Here is a 14,152-nt window from a genome sequence, read left to right as displayed (position 1 = left end):
ACCGACACCGACAGGCCGGCATGCAAGCTCTGTAGGCAGCGCAGTTGACTGGCTGCCTTTGGCCGGCACCTTGCACCCGGCTAGGCGGAGATGATGACCTTGAGCGCATGCGTTTCCCCCGCCTTTGGCTTGTGTATCAACTCGATCCTGCCGGAACGCTCTAAAGCCAACGCTTTCATGGAGTTCACCCGGGAGGATGGTGATTTCATGCTAGGCAATGGCCCTGCCCTGAGGTTGATCTGCGTCAGGCGTGCATTGCCAGGGCAGCGCGATATTGACAATCAGGAGGCGACACACGCGCATGCCCGAATTATCGAACTCCCCCCTAACCAGCCAGGATGCCGAAGCGCTCGTCGCGGGCATGCTGGATGCGGCGGCCTATCCGCACCCCGCGGCAGATTTGCGGATGATCGAAACCCACCTCTCCTGGGTTTTCTTGGCGGGCGCTTTTGCGTACAAGGTTCGCAAGCCGGTGACGCTCGACTTCGTGGATTTCTCTTCTCCCGCTGCGCGGCAGGCCGATTGCGACACGGAATGGCGGCTCAACCGTCGTCTTGCGCCGGACCTTTACCTTGGCGTGGTGCCCATCTCCCGCGACCCCGCCACCGGCGCCATCCGTGTAAGCGGACGAGGAGAGCCCATCGAGTACGCGGTTTGCATGCGACGGTTTCATCAGCAGGATCTCCTGAGCACCATGGCGCTCGACCGGCGGCTGGGGCCTCGGGAGATCGATTCGCTGGCCGACCTGATTGCAGACTTTCACAGGGCTGCGCCGCTCGCAGACCTGGACACTGATTACGGAACGCCGGCACGCATCCAACGCACGCTAGAAGACTGCGCAGCAGGGGCTGTGGCACGCAGCACCGACCTGCGGCAAGCATCGGACAGCATAGCCCTGCTGTCCCGGCAAGCCGCCCTGCTCGAAAAGGCTTTCGCGTCACGCCGGCGCACCGGACACATCCGTGAATGCCACGGTGATCTCCACCTGGGCAACATCGTCCTGCTCGATGGCAAACCGACACCGTTCGACTGCCTGGAGTTCTCCGCACCGCTGCGCTGGATCGACACCATGTACGACGTCGCCTTCCTGTTCATGGACCTTCTTGCATCGAACCACCCTCAACTCGCATACCGTCTGATCAACCGCTATCTCGAACGTTGTGGAGACTATGGAGGGCTGCCGCTGCTGCCCTTCTATGCGTCCATGCGCGCGCTGGTACGTGCCCGCGTCCTGCTGGAGCGAGCCCATCAACTGGAGGAGAAGCACACGCCTGAGCTGGCGGCCGCGCAGCGTGACGAGGCGCACAGGCTGCTCGATTTGTCGCAAAGCCTGATCAGCCGACGCGATGGCTGCATTCTCCTCATGCATGGCCTATCGGGCAGCGGAAAATCAACCCGCGCTGCCGAGCTTGCCGAGTCCGAAGGCATGATCCGCGCCCGCTCCGACACTGAGCGCAGGCATGGCGGCTGCACTAACCCGGCCGATCGCTACACGCCGCGTGCGATCGATCAGACGTACCGCCGCCTCGCAGCCATCTGCAAGATTGGTGTCAGTGCCGGCTTTCCGGTGATTGCCGATGCCACGTTCCTGGCCGAGCGCCAGCGCAAGCGATTTTTCGCGCTGGCACGGCGTCTGGGCGTGCCCATCTTGATTGCCGATTGTGCTGCGGACCCTAGCGTCCTGCGCATGCGCATCCGGTCGAGAATGCGCGATGGTCGCGACCCCTCCGAAGCGGACCTCTCGGTGTTGAGCGCCCAAATGGCCTCACAACAGCCACTGACCGCAGAAGAGCGCGCGCATGTTGTCCCAGGTGGCATTCGCCTGGTGCTTCCCTACCTCAAACGGATGCTGGCCAAGCAGTCTGCGTCGACTCGTACGTAACGCGAATCGACTCGGATATCGCTTGGCCACATCACGGCACCAGGACCATTCTGAAATGGCGTCTTACTTCGAATGTGCTCCGTCGGTATTGGGGTCTCGCGTTTCCGTATGCGCGCGCTTGCCCTGCTTGGCCCCTTCCGTGTACGGGTCGAATTTCCCGCTCCGGGCGCCTTCTGTGTACGGGTCAAACTTGCCGCTCCGGGCGCCTTCCGTGTAGGGATCGCGTTTGGCTTGCTTGGCACCTTCCGTGTAGGGATCGGTCTTGCCGGCCTTTGCTCCATCGCTGTATGGCGATTCCTGCTTTTGCTGCGCATAGGCTGAAGCGGTGGCCGCTGCTGCGGCAACGAGCAGCGTCATCATGAGTTTCCTGTTCATCTCTTGCTCCCATAGAGAATCCACGACGAATCGTTGGATCAACGTCCCCCGAGACCACTGCTTTCGTTGAGGGCTGGAGGCGTTCTCAAGCATAGTGAACTGTCGGAACTTCTCGTTGACTGGAGTCAAGGCCTGGCGGCCATCGACGCAGACGCCTTCGGTTGTCGTCCGCATGACTGCCGGCAACTCGCATCCGTACCCGCATCAACACTTCCAGGCATAGGCAATCAAGCACCCGGAAACGCTGCGCCGCCGCCGGGGCCACATGTGCCCATCGTCCAATTTGCGCCATATCAAGCCAGGCAATAGTGGAGTGCCTACGCTGCATACAGACCAATCGTCCGGCGCACGTTCCATCTGCCGGCAAGCCCGAACGGAGATCGCAATGCAACAACCTGCAGATGTGGCGTGCAACCTGGCTTGCGCGGCAATGCGCGACGCCAGCCGCGCCGCTGAATTCTTCATCGAAGCGCAGATCGAGTTCGCACGTCTTCGTCTCAAGATGGCGGAAGCCGCGCTGGAAGACGTGCACGAAATGCAGCATGAACTGGCCAAAGCCCGCGACTGGACATCCTTGGCGGCCGTGCAAAGCCTGTTCACGAAAATGCAATCCAGTCATGGCCCAACGGCCATGAAGACGTGGGTCGACTTTATGAACAACCTGCAGGCAGCCTATCTGCGCCAGGTGACGGAGTGGAACGACCAGATGAAGCACTCATCGGGCCAGACCTCTTCCGCGCAGTTGTTTGCCGCGTCCGCCGATTCGTTGCGGGCCTTTTTCGATAGCTTCAATGTCGCGGCACTCCCCGATTCCGAGGCCAAGAAGAAGGCCGTGCCGCGCCCAGCGGTGCAAGCGCAAGGCGCACATGCCGCCTGACCACCACACACAGGAGCCGATCATGCGAGTTCAAGATGTTTATTCACGTAACGCGGTCCATATCCCACTGTCTTGCACGCTTCAGGAAGCCGCTCAACAGATGCGGCAGAAGCATGTCGGGGCGTTGGTCGTGACGGAAAACAGCCCCACCGGCCCGCGCGCGATCGGCGTTGTCACCGACCGCGACATCGTGCTCGACGCGGTTGCCGTGGGCGTAGACCCCACCCAAACCTGTGTGGCTGACGTGATGAGCCGAGGGGTACGCAATGTCACGCCTGAGGCCAGCCTGAGCGATGCCCTGCAGGAGATGCTCTCAGCAGGGGTCAGGCGCGTAGGGGTGACATCCGACGAGGCAATCGTCGGCGTGCTGTCCCTGGACGACATTCTGGAGGCGATGGCCGCCGAGTGGAGCTTGATTGCACGTCTGGTGCGCAACGAGCGCGAGCGCGAAACGACCGGCAGTGTCGAGCCTCCGCTCAACGTCTGAGGCCACAACTGACCAACATCGAGGACCTCATCGCATGAACACCGAAATCCTCTCCCGGAGCATGGCCATCGTTGCCGACGGCGAACTGCTGGAAGGGAGCCTGACTTGCCCCAGCAATGCAATCGGTCTGGTGATCTTCGCGCATGGCAGCGGCAGCTCGCAGTGGAGTCCGCGCAACCGGTACGTCGCCGATCAGCTCAACGCAGCAGGGTTGGGCACGCTGCTGTTTGACTTGCTGACCGAGGATGAGGCTGCGCACGCCTCATGCCGTTTCGATATCGGCCTGCTTGCGCAACGCCTGCGCACAGCCACGCACGCTGTGGGCGACATCGTCCGAGAGCGCAAACTGCGCCTCGGGTATTTTGGGGCCAGTACAGGCGCCGCCGCTGCAATTCAAGCTGCCGCAACGCCGGGCGATCTGTACCGGATCGACGCGGTGGTCAGCCGCGGCGGGCGCCCGGATCTGGCTGGCCCGCTTGCGCTGTCGCAGCTCGCGTCACCCACCCTGCTGATCGTAGGCGGCGCTGATCTGGACGTCCTCGATCTCAACAGGCAAGCGTTGAGCGAGATGCGATGCGAAAAGGCCCTGGAGACGGTGCCCCACGCCACGCACCTGTTTGAAGAGCCTGGCGCGCTCGAGCACGTGGCTGAACTGGCGCGAGCCTGGTTCTTGCAGCATCTCAGCGCGAAGGAACAGCCCCGCCAGTCAGTGAGGTGAACCGTGCGATTCAAAGACCGATTGGACGCGGCGCGGTTGCTCGCGCTCGCGCTGGACAAATACCGGGGCGGCAATCCCCTGGTGCTCGCCATTCCGCGGGGTGCCGTTCCCATGGGCCAGCTCATCGCCACGGCGCTGGGTGGAGAGCTTGATGTCGTTCTCGTTCGCAAGCTGGGCGCGCCTTTCAATCCTGAATTGGCCGTCGGCGCGGTTGACGAAAGCGGCTGGACCTATGTTGCACCGTATGCCGAGCGCGTGGGCGCCGACACCACCTATCTCGAGCAAGAGCAGGCCGAGCAGATGGATGTCATCCGGCGGCGGCGCGCGCTCTATACGCCGCGGCGAGGCCCGTACGACGTACATGACCGCGTCGTGATCGTGGTCGATGATGGCCTGGCAACAGGCGCTTCGATGAGGGCGGCATTGCATGCCGTGCGCCAGCGCCAACCGAAACGGCTGATCTGCGCCGTCCCGGTGGCTGCCCCGGACAGCCTTGAGAACATTCGCCCGCTGGCCGATGAGGTCGTCTGCCTTTATGCGCCGCCCGGCTTCCGCGCCGTTGGGGGGTACTACGACGACTTTCCGCAGGTCGAAGATGCGCAGGTGTGTGCCGCCCTGAATGCCGAATGACGAATGACCTTGAGGCCCCAGCCCGGTGATCGGGGCGTGGTTCGGGTTATTGGGCCGCTGCGCGCTTGCCGGCGCCGTCGCTCGGTGCTTGCAGCGTTGGCCACAGGACTTGCGCAGGGGTGATTGCCAGCAGCGTGTTCTCCAATAGCCCATGGAACGGCATGGTATTGCCGGCCGCATGCAGTATCTGCACCACGGATTGCTGCCATTGCTTCAGAGCCTGCTGCGCCTGACCCACGGCCGCCGTGTGATTGTCCAGAGCGGTGCGGGTGAGGCCCTCCAGCACGCTGACGCCGTGCCGGCTCGCGCGCCACCAGGCATCGGGCCACAGTGCTCCCAGGGTGGCCCAATCCGAGACGCCCATGAGTTCGGTGTACATGGCCTGTATTTCGTCGATATCGTCTGCCAGGTGATCGACCCCCTGGGCCAGCCAGCGCTGCCGGGCGACGAGCAGCAGTTCGACCAGTTGCAGCGTCAACGCCAGCCGCGCCTTGAAGACGGCCAATGGCAGATTGGTTTCTTCATTCATATCCGCTCCTTTCACGGGTTGACGCCGTCATCCGGGTCACGCTTCCAGCACATAAGCCCCCGGCGCTTCAGCCTGCGCCGGATAGGCCTGCGTGCCCAGTTTCGGTGGTTGCACGAGCGTTGCCGAGGTGCCATGCCCGACCAGCCAGGCATGCCATGCCGGCCACCACGAACCGTCGTGGTCTGGGGCCCCAGCCAGCCAGTCGTCCGGCGAGAGGCTGGTGCCACCCGACTCCCGCGTCAGCATGTGGAAATGCCGATGAGGGTGTCCGGGCGGGCTCACGATGCCCGCGTTATGACCGCCGCTGGTCAGTACAAAGGTCAGCTCCGCAGGGCACAGATGGTGCAGCTTGTAGACCGAACGCCATGGCGCCACGTGGTCTGTCTCGGTGCCCACCACGAACATCGGCAGCGCGATATCGGAAAGCCTGACGGGTTTGCCGTCCACCGGATACCGTCCTTCGCTCAGGTCATCGTTCAGGAACAGGCGGCGCAGGTACTCGCCATGCATGCGCGCGGGCATACGTGTGGCATCGGCATTCCATGCCATCAGGTCGTTCAAGGGGGGGCGTTCGCCCATCAGGTATTCCCCAACCACGCGCGACCACAGAAGGTCGTACGAGCGCAGCATCTGGAAGGCGCCCGCCATCTGCTGCGCCGTCAGGTAGCCGGTCTGGGCCATCTGCGCGTCAAGCAGGCTGATTTGCGCGTCGTCGATGAACAGCCCCAGTTCGCCGGGGTCCGAAAAATCCGTCTGGGCGGCAAACAGCGTCATCGATGCCAGACGCCTGTCGCCATCGCGCGCCATGGCCGCCGCCACAATGGACAGCAGCGTTCCGCCCAGACAGTATCCGACCGCATGCACGCGCTGGTCGGGAACGATGGCGCAGACGGCATCCAGCGCTGCCCGCACACCCAGGCCCACGTAATCGTCCATCCCCAGATTGCGTTCAGCCTCGCCGGGGTTCTTCCACGAGATGCAGAACACGGTATGCCCCTGCTCGATCAGGTAGCGGATCAAGGAGTCGTTCGCGGAGAGATCGAGGATGTAGTACTTCATGATCCACGCCGGCACGATCAGGATGGGCTCGGCGTGCACCTTGGGCGTCGTGGGCGCGTACTGGATCAGCTCGATCAACTGGTTGCGCAGGACCACCTTGCCGGGTGTAACGGCAACATCGCGACCAGGCAGGAAGCGCTCTGTGCCGGCGGGCGGCGTGTTGCTCAAGGTCCGCTCAACATCATCCACGGCATTCAGGGCGCCGCGCAGCAGATTGGCGCCACGCTGCTCGAAGGTCTCCTGCAACACCACCGGGTTGGTCGCAAGCTGATTGCCCGGCGACGCCATGTCGAGCCATTGCCGCGCAGCAAACGCCACAACGTCCTGGTGGTGAGCGGAGACGCCCCACACGCCGTGCGTTGCTGCATCCCACCACCGTTCCGCCAGTAGGAACGACTGATGAAGCACGTTGAACGGCCATCGCCGCCATGCGTCATCGCTGAAGCGGCGGTCATGCGCCGGCGGGAGCACGCAGCATTCGACGGCAGGCGACCCGCTGATTGCGCAGTTTTGCGCGTAGCGGGCCAACTGCTCGGCCTGCGTCATGGCAAGCCGGAGCAACTCAAACTGCTTGCCCGGCGAGATCCCGAGGTGCAGCGCCCAATCCAGCCAGGCCAGCAGCATCGAAACATGCGAAAGCGACATGGAAGCCCTCGCCATTGCGGCGTGCAGCGGGATATCGATCTTGTCGGCGGCGGAAGGAGAAGGTGCAGGCGTGGCGTGCATCGGCGGTCGGGGGCGAAGTTCGTCGATCTGTGCACTCCATTAGAGGGTAGTGCGTGCCGTTTGTGTTTGATGCATCTCAATCGCATCGGGAAGTCCAGGCAGATTTTCCAAGGCGTTGCATCGGCGCTGCACTCAGGCGGCGGGCTCCGTTGTCTTGCCCGGCACGGCGTCGCGCCAGCCTCCGCCCAGGGCGAGGAACAGCGCTACGGTGTCCTGCAGCCGCTGCGCGCGCGCCTGCACAGTACCGAGCACGGCCTGCTGAAATTGCAGATCGGCACTCAGCACCTGTAGGTAGCTGGCCACTCCCGCGCGGTATTCGGCATCGATCTCGTCCAGGGCCGTGCTGGCGGCCGCCTGCGCCCGCAGTTGCGCATCGAGCTGCACCGCATCGTGCTCAAGTGCGCGCAACACATCGGCAACCTGCTCGAATGCGGTGAGCACCACTTGCCGATAGTCGGCATCCGCAGCCTGCAAGGCCTGCTGTGCGGCAGAGCGCCGGTAGCGCAGGCTGCCACCCTCGAACAGCGGCGCGGCAAGGCTGGCCCCCAGGCTCCACGCTGCGGTTTGCGGTCCGAACAGGGCAGCGCTGCTGCTGGCCATGCGCGCGTAGTCGGCGCTGAGGGTCAGGCTTGGCAGCATGGCAGCCGTGGCCACGCCCACCTGGGCGCTGGCCTCATGCAGGCGCGCCTGCGCGGCCAGGATGTCCGGCCGCTGCCGTACGAGTTCCGAGGGCACGAGCCTGGGCAGGTCGACCGGCAGCACCAAGCCGCTGAGCATCACGTCGACGGCATCGGCCTGCGATGGAAACCGGCCGGCCAGCACGGCTTCCAGATGCATCGCCTGATCGCGCTTCTGCTCAAGGGGGGCAAGGGAAGCCTCCAACGAGGCCAACTGGCCAGCAAGGGCCAGTTCGCTGGAATCGGCCGCCACGCCGGCAGTGACCTGGGCATGTGCAATGTCCACCTGTTCGCGCACCACCGCAATCAGGCTGCGTGTGGTCTCAATCTGTGCGGCATAACCGGCATGCGCGATAACCGCGTTGACGAGATTGCCGGTCAGCGTGAGGTAAGCGGCGGCGACGGCATAGCGCTGGCCTTCGGCTTGTGCGGCCAGCGCTTCAACGGCCCGCCGATTGCCGCCGAAGAGATCGAGCGCGTAGCTGACCGACGGGCCCAGCGTCCACAGCGTAAAAAGGCTCGGCGCCCCTGTCTGACCGAGTCTGGCAGGCAGCACAGCCTGGCGCGACACCGCGCCCGAAGCCGTTACTTGTGGATAGAACACCCCGGCACCGGCCCGCAGCAGGTCTTGTGCCGCCCGCAGGTTGGCTTCTGCCTGCTGCAGGGTCGGGTTGGCCTGGATGGCCGTTGTCATGACGTCGTCCAGCGCGGGACTGCCGAACATGCGCCACCAGTCGGCAGACACCGGTGCCACGGAAAAGCGCTGGGCAACCCCGTCCGCTGGCGCCGATCCGGCAGGATCGCCATCGCGAAGATAGCGGTCAACGCTCGGCGCCGGCGGCGTCTTGAAGTCCGGCCCGACGGCACACCCCCCGGCCAGCAGCACGACGGCCATCACGCATGCGGTGGTGCCCCGTAGCGTCGGCTTCACGATGCCCCCTGCAGGTAGACATCTACCAACTGGCCCGGATAGACCATGAGCTTGTCCGGCTGCTTGAACCGGAAAAGCAAGGGAAGCACGCGCACATCCACCCGCTCGGAGCGCTGGTCGGATAGTTGCACCTTGGGCGACACATAAGGCTGCACCCGCACGAACTCCAGCGGGACGCTGATGTTGGTGCCGCGGAAGAACATGCGCGCCTGGACCGCGCCGGGCGGCAGGCGGTGCACCAGGATCTCGTCCACGTACACGCGCACTGCCAGCTTGTTCTGCCCCGAACTCATGATGACCAGCGGAACGTAGCCCCGTGTGTAGGCATCGTAGGTGCCTTGTGATGAGACATAGGCGCCGGGCGCGGTATTGATCGACATGACGATGCCATCCGCCGGCGCGCGCACGATGTACTTCGCGAGTAGCGCGGCAGCCGCGGCGGCCCCCTTCTGCAATGCATCGCGCTGCTTCTGCAGGCTGCGGATGTCATAGACCCAGGCACCAGCGCGCGTGAGGTCGTACTGGCGCTGCGCGACGGCCAGGTTGCCGCGCGCCACGCGCACGGCGTTGGCGGCGTTGTCCATCGTGTCGCGGCTGACCGCCTTGGGGTTGAGCCGGGCGGCGGCTTCCAGCTTGTCCAACTGGTCCTGCACGGTGCGCAGGCTCGCGTCCGCCGCCGACACCTGCGCACGCGTGACCTCCAGCGTCTCTTTGCGCGGCTGCGCCACCAGCGCATTCAACTGGGCATCCACCGCGTCCACTTGCGACTGCTGTTGCGCCGTCAAGGCGCGCTGGACTGAATCTTCGATCTCGATCAGTGCGTCGCCCTGCTTCACCGCCTGCCCTTCCTTCACCGGAATGCGCGCCACGGTGCCCGAAACCTCGGGATACAGGTTCAGGTTGGCACCGCTAGGCTGATCGCTTTCGATGATCCCGTTGGCGTAGATGCCGGTGGCATACGGGTTGGCCGCCGCCTGGAAGACCGGCGGCAGCGGCGGACTCTGCCGGGCGTAATAGATGGCTGCCCCGACGCCCGCCAGCAGGCCGCTCACCGAGAGCACCAACAACCAGCGGATCTTCATCGCACCTCTCCACGTTCAATATGGCTCAGGCGGCCGTCTTCCATATCCAGGATGCGGCTGGCCATGTCCAGAATGCGCGCGTCGTGCGTCACGATCACGATGCAGCGGCGTTCGTTGAGGATCTCCGTCTTGACGAACTGCATGATCGAGCGGCCGGTGTCCCCGTCCAGCGAAGCCGTGGGTTCGTCCAGGATCAGGATGTCCGGCTGCGTGACGATGGCGCGTGCGATGGCCACGCGTTGCTGCTCACCGCCGCTGAGCTTGATCGGCGGCAACTGGGCGCGGTTCTTCAGGCCGACCACGTCCAGGTAATGCATGGCCTGTTTCAATGCCTCATCCCAATGGACACGCCGAAGAACGAGTGGGATGGCGACATTTTCCACCGTGGTCAGGCGCGGAAAGAGGTGATAATCCTGGAACACGAAACCGATCTTGCTGAGACGGAAATCGGCCAGCGCATCGGCCGAGAGCTTCCAGATATCGACACCGTCAACCACGGCATGGCCGCCGTCCGGGCGCAGGATGCCGGAAATCACGCTCAGCAGCGTGGTCTTGCCGCTGCCCGATGGCCCCACGATGAACAGCATCTCGTTGAAGTAGGCGTCGAACGTGACTTGTCTGAGCGCGCGGGTGCGTGCTTCCCCTTCGCCGAACCATTTGTCCAGCGCCTGTGCGGCAATGGCAACCTTGGCCACGCTCACCCCCGGAAAATGTCGAAGGGCTCGATGCGCAGCACCTTGCGTACGCCGATGTAGCCCGAGATCGCGGCGATCAAGATCACCATCGCCAGAGCGAACACGAGATTCGTTGCTGTGATCATGGCCGCGTAGTCCGGAATGCGGATGCGGACCAGCGCAATGGACCCCGCGCACAGACCGATCCCAAGCCCGTAGCCAACCAGCGCCACAAAGGTGGCCTGGAACACGATCATCATCACCAGTTCATGCCCCTTGGCCCCGATGGCCTTCAGCGCACCGAACCGCTCGAGGTTCTCCAGGATGAACGTGTAGAAGGTCTGCCCCGAAATCGACAGCCCCACGATGAAGCTGATCACCGTCATCAGCAGGATGTTGGTGCCAAGCCCGGTCTGGTACGTATAGAAGTGCGAGATACGGCTGATGAATTCTTCCTTGGTCAGCGCGCGATAGCCCAGCCGGTCGACCGCGCGCTCAATGGCTGCGATATCCGCTTCACTCTTGGGCTCGACCAGAACGTAGGACATCGTATAGCGCGTGCCCGGCAGGTATTGCACGGCGCGGCGGTACGTGGTGTACAGCGTGGGCACGCCGAACAGCCCGCTGGTGGCGACCTCGCAAATACCAACGATCACGCCGCGATGGTCGTTGATCTCGAATTCGGTGCCGATGCGAGGGTTTTCGAGCTTACCGAACTCGGCATCTTGAACGACGATGAAACCGTTTTCACCGAAGATATCTTCGATTCGCCCCTTGAGCATGCGCGGGCGCCCGAACAGGGTGGTGTCGTCGATGCCCACCACGGTGACGGGCTGATACGTTCCGCTGGCCAGGCGTACGAGCCCGCCGCCCGAATACAGGGGCACGGCAAACTTCACACCGTCGATGCTGCGTACCGCATCGAGCACGTAATCCGGCATGCCGATGGTGTTGGCCACGGTATTGACCGCCGGGTCCATCACCCACATGCGGGCACCGATGTTGTAGATGGCAGACGATGACCGGTTCAGCACGCCCGCGAACAACGAGGTCATCTCGATCATCAGGAAGACGGCAAAGGTGATACCGACCAGCAAGCCGCTCAACTTGGCCCTGTCGTTGACCAACAGCTTGTAGGCAAGTTTGAGAATGGCCTGCACATGACCCCCTTTTGGTCATGCACGGCGACAGCGGTGTGGCCTCGCAACCACATTAGGCCTGCCGAGAATCGGCCGCGCGCCAAACCGTCGGGCACCGATGCATGTGCCTCAACGATAGCGCTCCGCCGACGCCGTCATTTGACGTGCCGCAAGCCGCAGAGAGCGGCCACTGCCGCAGCGCAGCAGTTCCGCTTGTTGGGCCGCTGCGCGGTGTTGCCGGTCAGCTACAGGGTGTCGTCGTCCGAGAACAGGCGATGGCGTATCGCGTAACGCACGAGCGCGGCCTCGCTGGTGAGCTGAAGCTTGTCCAACAGCCGCATCTTGTAGGTGCTGATGGTCTTGGCGCTGACGCACAGGCTGGTGGCGATCTCCGTCAGCGGCTCACCCAGCACCAGCCGGCGGTAGACCTCCATCTCGCGATCGGACAGACGGGTGTGCGCGGCCTCTTCACTGCGCTCGCCCAGGCTGTGCGCAAGCTTTTCCGCCATCGCCGGGCTGACGTAGGTGCCGCCACGCGCCACCTTCTGCAGGGCGGCCACCAATTCGGTGGCGGCGCTCTCTTTGGTCAGATAGGCGGCTGCGCCAGCCCGGAAGGCGCGCGCGACATACTGTTCCTCCGCATGCATTGTCAGCACTAGCACCCGCACCCCCGCGTGCTCCTCCTGCAACTGCCGCAATAGTTCCAGCCCACTGCGTCCCGGCATCGACAGGTCGAGCACGATCACCTGCGGCCGATGCTCACGTGTCAGCTGCAGCACCTGTGTGCCATCGGAGGCCTCGCACACGACGTCAAAGTCTCCGGCTCGCTCCAGGATGTGGCGTACACCGTCGCGCATCACTGCGTGGTCATCGGCAATCATCACGCGGATCATGATCCGGCTTCCTCCTGCGCCACATCACGGGCTGCGGGAAAACGCACGCTTACGCAAAACCCCCCGTCCGGCGAATGCGTGGTCGTAGCCTGGCCGCCCAGCAAACGCGCACGCTCTCGGATGCCGAGCAACCCCAATGGCTTGCGCGCGCCCGGCGCGGGTGGCGCGCCGCTCCAACCGTGGCCGTTGTCCTGGATGGACAGCTCGAGCGTGTCGTCCAGTTGGTTAAACCGGATCTCAACGCGGGTGGCGTCGGCATGGCGAACAACATTGTTCAGCGCCTCCTGCACGATGCGGAATACCGAAATCGCTGCGCGCTCATCCATCGGCATCTCCTGGGCGTGCACGTCGACAATGAGCCCGAAGCGCAGACGAAAGCTCTTGGCGATCCATTCAATGGCGGGCACCAGCCCCAGTTCGTCAAGCAAAGGTGGACGCAGATCGGCCGAAATCTGCCGCACCGCCGCGATCGTCTCGTCAATCACGCGCTGCATGGCTGTCGTTTGCGCCGTCAGTGCAGAGGCGGCACCGCTCGTGGCCTGAAGATCCGCTGCCAGCAGAGAGATATCCATCTTGAGCGCGCTGAGGCGCTGCCCGAGGTCGTCGTGCAACTCGCGGGCAATGCGATACCGCTCCGCCTCCCGCGTCGCCAGGATGCTGTCGGAGAGGTGCTGCAACTCTTCCTGAGACCGGCGCAGCGCGGCTTCAGCGCGGACCCGCGACGTGGTATCACGCAGCATCACGGTAAAGAGCTTGGCGCCGTCGTCATCGATCTGCGAAATGGAGGCTTCGATGGGGAATTCACGGCCGCTCGCATGCAGCGCAAACAGCGCGCGCTGCTTACCCATCTGCCGCTCTGAAACGCCCGTCACTCCGAAGCGGCGTACATGCGCCTCATGTGCGCCGCGAAACCGCTCGGGGATGAAATCCGACAACGGGCGCCCGATTGCAAGGTTGGCCGGGCAGCCGAACAGGGTTTCGGCCATAGGGTTGAACAGCACGACGCGTTGTGCGTCATCCACGGAAATGATGGCCTCCATGGAGGACCGGATGATGCCGGCCAACCGGGCTTCGCTCTTCTCCAGATGGGCGAGATAGTCGCCCACGGTGGCGCGCAGCATGCGCAGACGAAACCAATAGAACACCAAGGCGAGAACTGCGGCGATGCTTGCCAGGGCCAGCAACAGGATGGTCGCGCCAAGATCGCGCGGGATGACCGCCGACACCAGCCACACTGCGGATACGAACAGCAGCAGAATGGCTAGCCCCCCGGCCACCAATTCCGCTGGCGTGGAATGCAACTGCAGCATGCGCCGACGCGACGTCGCCGCCAAATGTCTCTCTTTCTCCATCACTGAACGCCCGGATCAGTCTGAGATATCAAAAACATAATCCATCTGGCGGTCAAATGGCATCAGCCATGTGACGGATTCACCACGGAATCGAGTATCACTGTCAGGAAAGCCTGACAGC

At 63.8% G+C, this 14,152-nt stretch carries 14 protein-coding genes; 5 read left to right on the top strand and 9 right to left on the bottom strand.

What is annotated here, in order from left to right:
• Positions 1 to 301: 301 nt before the first annotated feature.
• Positions 302 to 1,882, top strand: coding sequence for an AAA family ATPase (locus B4F51_RS11760; protein ID WP_296225664.1), 1,581 nt, complete (start codon positions 302 to 304; stop codon positions 1,880 to 1,882).
• A 63-nt stretch (positions 1,883 to 1,945) separates the two neighbouring features.
• Here the strand turns inward: B4F51_RS11760 and B4F51_RS11755 are convergent, their stop codons facing one another.
• Positions 1,946 to 2,242 carry a hypothetical protein gene (locus B4F51_RS11755; protein WP_414706749.1) on the bottom strand — a complete coding sequence of 99 codons (297 nt, stop codon included), beginning with the start codon at positions 2,240 to 2,242 and terminating at the stop codon, positions 1,946 to 1,948.
• A 400-nt stretch (positions 2,243 to 2,642) separates the two neighbouring features.
• Between B4F51_RS11755 and B4F51_RS11750 the strand changes: the two genes are divergently transcribed.
• From B4F51_RS11750 to B4F51_RS11735, 4 genes are read left to right on the top strand one after another with little or no spacing between them, the layout of a single operon-like run.
• Complete coding sequence (locus tag B4F51_RS11750; protein WP_296225663.1) at positions 2,643 to 3,134, top strand: hypothetical protein; 492 nt, start codon at positions 2,643 to 2,645, stop codon at positions 3,132 to 3,134.
• A 22-nt stretch (positions 3,135 to 3,156) separates the two neighbouring features.
• Positions 3,157 to 3,621 (top strand): cyclic nucleotide-binding/CBS domain-containing protein, encoded by a 465-nt coding sequence (locus B4F51_RS11745; RefSeq protein WP_296225661.1) that lies wholly within the window; start codon positions 3,157 to 3,159, stop codon positions 3,619 to 3,621.
• A gap of 34 nt (positions 3,622 to 3,655) precedes the next feature.
• Positions 3,656 to 4,339, top strand: a complete 684-nt coding sequence (locus tag B4F51_RS11740; protein ID WP_296225660.1) for a dienelactone hydrolase family protein — start codon at positions 3,656 to 3,658, stop codon at positions 4,337 to 4,339.
• 3 nt (positions 4,340 to 4,342) lie between these two features.
• Positions 4,343 to 4,969, top strand: coding sequence for a phosphoribosyltransferase (locus tag B4F51_RS11735; RefSeq protein ID WP_296225659.1), 627 nt, complete (start codon positions 4,343 to 4,345; stop codon positions 4,967 to 4,969).
• Positions 4,970 to 5,015: 46 nt separating this feature from the next.
• Here B4F51_RS11735 and B4F51_RS11730 read toward each other — a convergent pair whose 3' ends face one another.
• The 8 genes from B4F51_RS11730 to B4F51_RS11695 form a co-directional block, all read right to left on the bottom strand.
• Positions 5,016 to 5,498: a hypothetical protein gene (locus B4F51_RS11730; protein WP_296225658.1), complete on the bottom strand. Its 483-nt coding sequence runs from the start codon at positions 5,496 to 5,498 to the stop codon at positions 5,016 to 5,018.
• 36 nt (positions 5,499 to 5,534) lie between these two features.
• On the bottom strand, positions 5,535 to 7,283 hold the full coding sequence (locus tag B4F51_RS11725) for an alpha/beta fold hydrolase (RefSeq protein ID WP_296225657.1): 1,749 nt from the start codon (positions 7,281 to 7,283) through the stop codon (positions 5,535 to 5,537).
• A gap of 132 nt (positions 7,284 to 7,415) precedes the next feature.
• Positions 7,416 to 8,855, bottom strand: a complete 1,440-nt coding sequence (locus tag B4F51_RS11720) for an efflux transporter outer membrane subunit (protein WP_296225834.1) — start codon at positions 8,853 to 8,855, stop codon at positions 7,416 to 7,418.
• Positions 8,856 to 8,887: 32 nt separating this feature from the next.
• Complete coding sequence (locus tag B4F51_RS11715; RefSeq protein WP_296225656.1) at positions 8,888 to 9,973, bottom strand: HlyD family secretion protein; 1,086 nt, start codon at positions 9,971 to 9,973, stop codon at positions 8,888 to 8,890.
• A complete protein-coding gene (locus B4F51_RS11710) occupies positions 9,970 to 10,668 on the bottom strand; it encodes an ABC transporter ATP-binding protein (RefSeq protein WP_414706748.1) in 699 nt (232 codons plus the stop codon). Before B4F51_RS11710 ends, B4F51_RS11715 begins: the two co-directional genes overlap by 4 nt.
• A 2-nt stretch (positions 10,669 to 10,670) precedes the next feature.
• A complete protein-coding gene (locus tag B4F51_RS11705; protein WP_296225653.1) occupies positions 10,671 to 11,807 on the bottom strand; it encodes an ABC transporter permease in 1,137 nt (378 codons plus the stop codon).
• 224 nt (positions 11,808 to 12,031) lie between these two features.
• Positions 12,032 to 12,679, bottom strand: coding sequence for a response regulator (locus B4F51_RS11700; RefSeq protein WP_296225652.1), 648 nt, complete (start codon positions 12,677 to 12,679; stop codon positions 12,032 to 12,034).
• The gene (locus tag B4F51_RS11695; protein WP_414706747.1) at positions 12,676 to 14,031 is read right to left on the bottom strand and encodes a PAS domain-containing sensor histidine kinase; all 1,356 of its coding nucleotides are present in this window, start codon (positions 14,029 to 14,031) and stop codon (positions 12,676 to 12,678) included. The genes B4F51_RS11700 and B4F51_RS11695 overlap by 4 nt, the downstream gene beginning before the upstream one ends.
• Between the last annotated feature and the right edge of the window lie 121 nt (positions 14,032 to 14,152).

Origin of the sequence: Ralstonia sp. UBA689, assembly GCF_002298975.1 — a bacterium.
GTDB lineage: Bacteria > Pseudomonadota > Gammaproteobacteria > Burkholderiales > Burkholderiaceae > Ralstonia.
Note: the sequence above shows the minus strand (reverse complement) of the source record. Positions and strands in the feature narration are given on the sequence as shown.

Bases quoted from the DNA above. Each gene is read 5' to 3' on its own strand.
- B4F51_RS11760 (WP_296225664.1), top strand. From the start codon at position 302: ATGCCCGAATTATCGAACTCCCCCCTAACCAGCCAGGATGCCGAAGCG.
- B4F51_RS11755 (WP_414706749.1), bottom strand. From the start codon at position 2,242: ATGATGACGCTGCTCGTTGCCGCAGCAGCGGCCACCGCTTCAGCCTAT.
- B4F51_RS11750 (WP_296225663.1), top strand. From the start codon at position 2,643: ATGCAACAACCTGCAGATGTGGCGTGCAACCTGGCTTGCGCGGCAATG.
- B4F51_RS11745 (WP_296225661.1), top strand. From the start codon at position 3,157: ATGCGAGTTCAAGATGTTTATTCACGTAACGCGGTCCATATCCCACTG.
- B4F51_RS11740 (WP_296225660.1), top strand. From the start codon at position 3,656: ATGAACACCGAAATCCTCTCCCGGAGCATGGCCATCGTTGCCGACGGC.
- B4F51_RS11730 (WP_296225658.1), bottom strand. From the start codon at position 5,498: ATGAATGAAGAAACCAATCTGCCATTGGCCGTCTTCAAGGCGCGGCTG.
- B4F51_RS11725 (WP_296225657.1), bottom strand. From the start codon at position 7,283: ATGCACGCCACGCCTGCACCTTCTCCTTCCGCCGCCGACAAGATCGAT.
- B4F51_RS11720 (WP_296225834.1), bottom strand. From the start codon at position 8,855: ATGGCCGTCGTGCTGCTGGCCGGGGGGTGTGCCGTCGGGCCGGACTTC.
- B4F51_RS11715 (WP_296225656.1), bottom strand. From the start codon at position 9,973: ATGAAGATCCGCTGGTTGTTGGTGCTCTCGGTGAGCGGCCTGCTGGCG.
- B4F51_RS11700 (WP_296225652.1), bottom strand. From the start codon at position 12,679: ATGATCCGCGTGATGATTGCCGATGACCACGCAGTGATGCGCGACGGT.
- B4F51_RS11695 (WP_414706747.1), bottom strand. From the start codon at position 14,031: ATGGAGAAAGAGAGACATTTGGCGGCGACGTCGCGTCGGCGCATGCTG.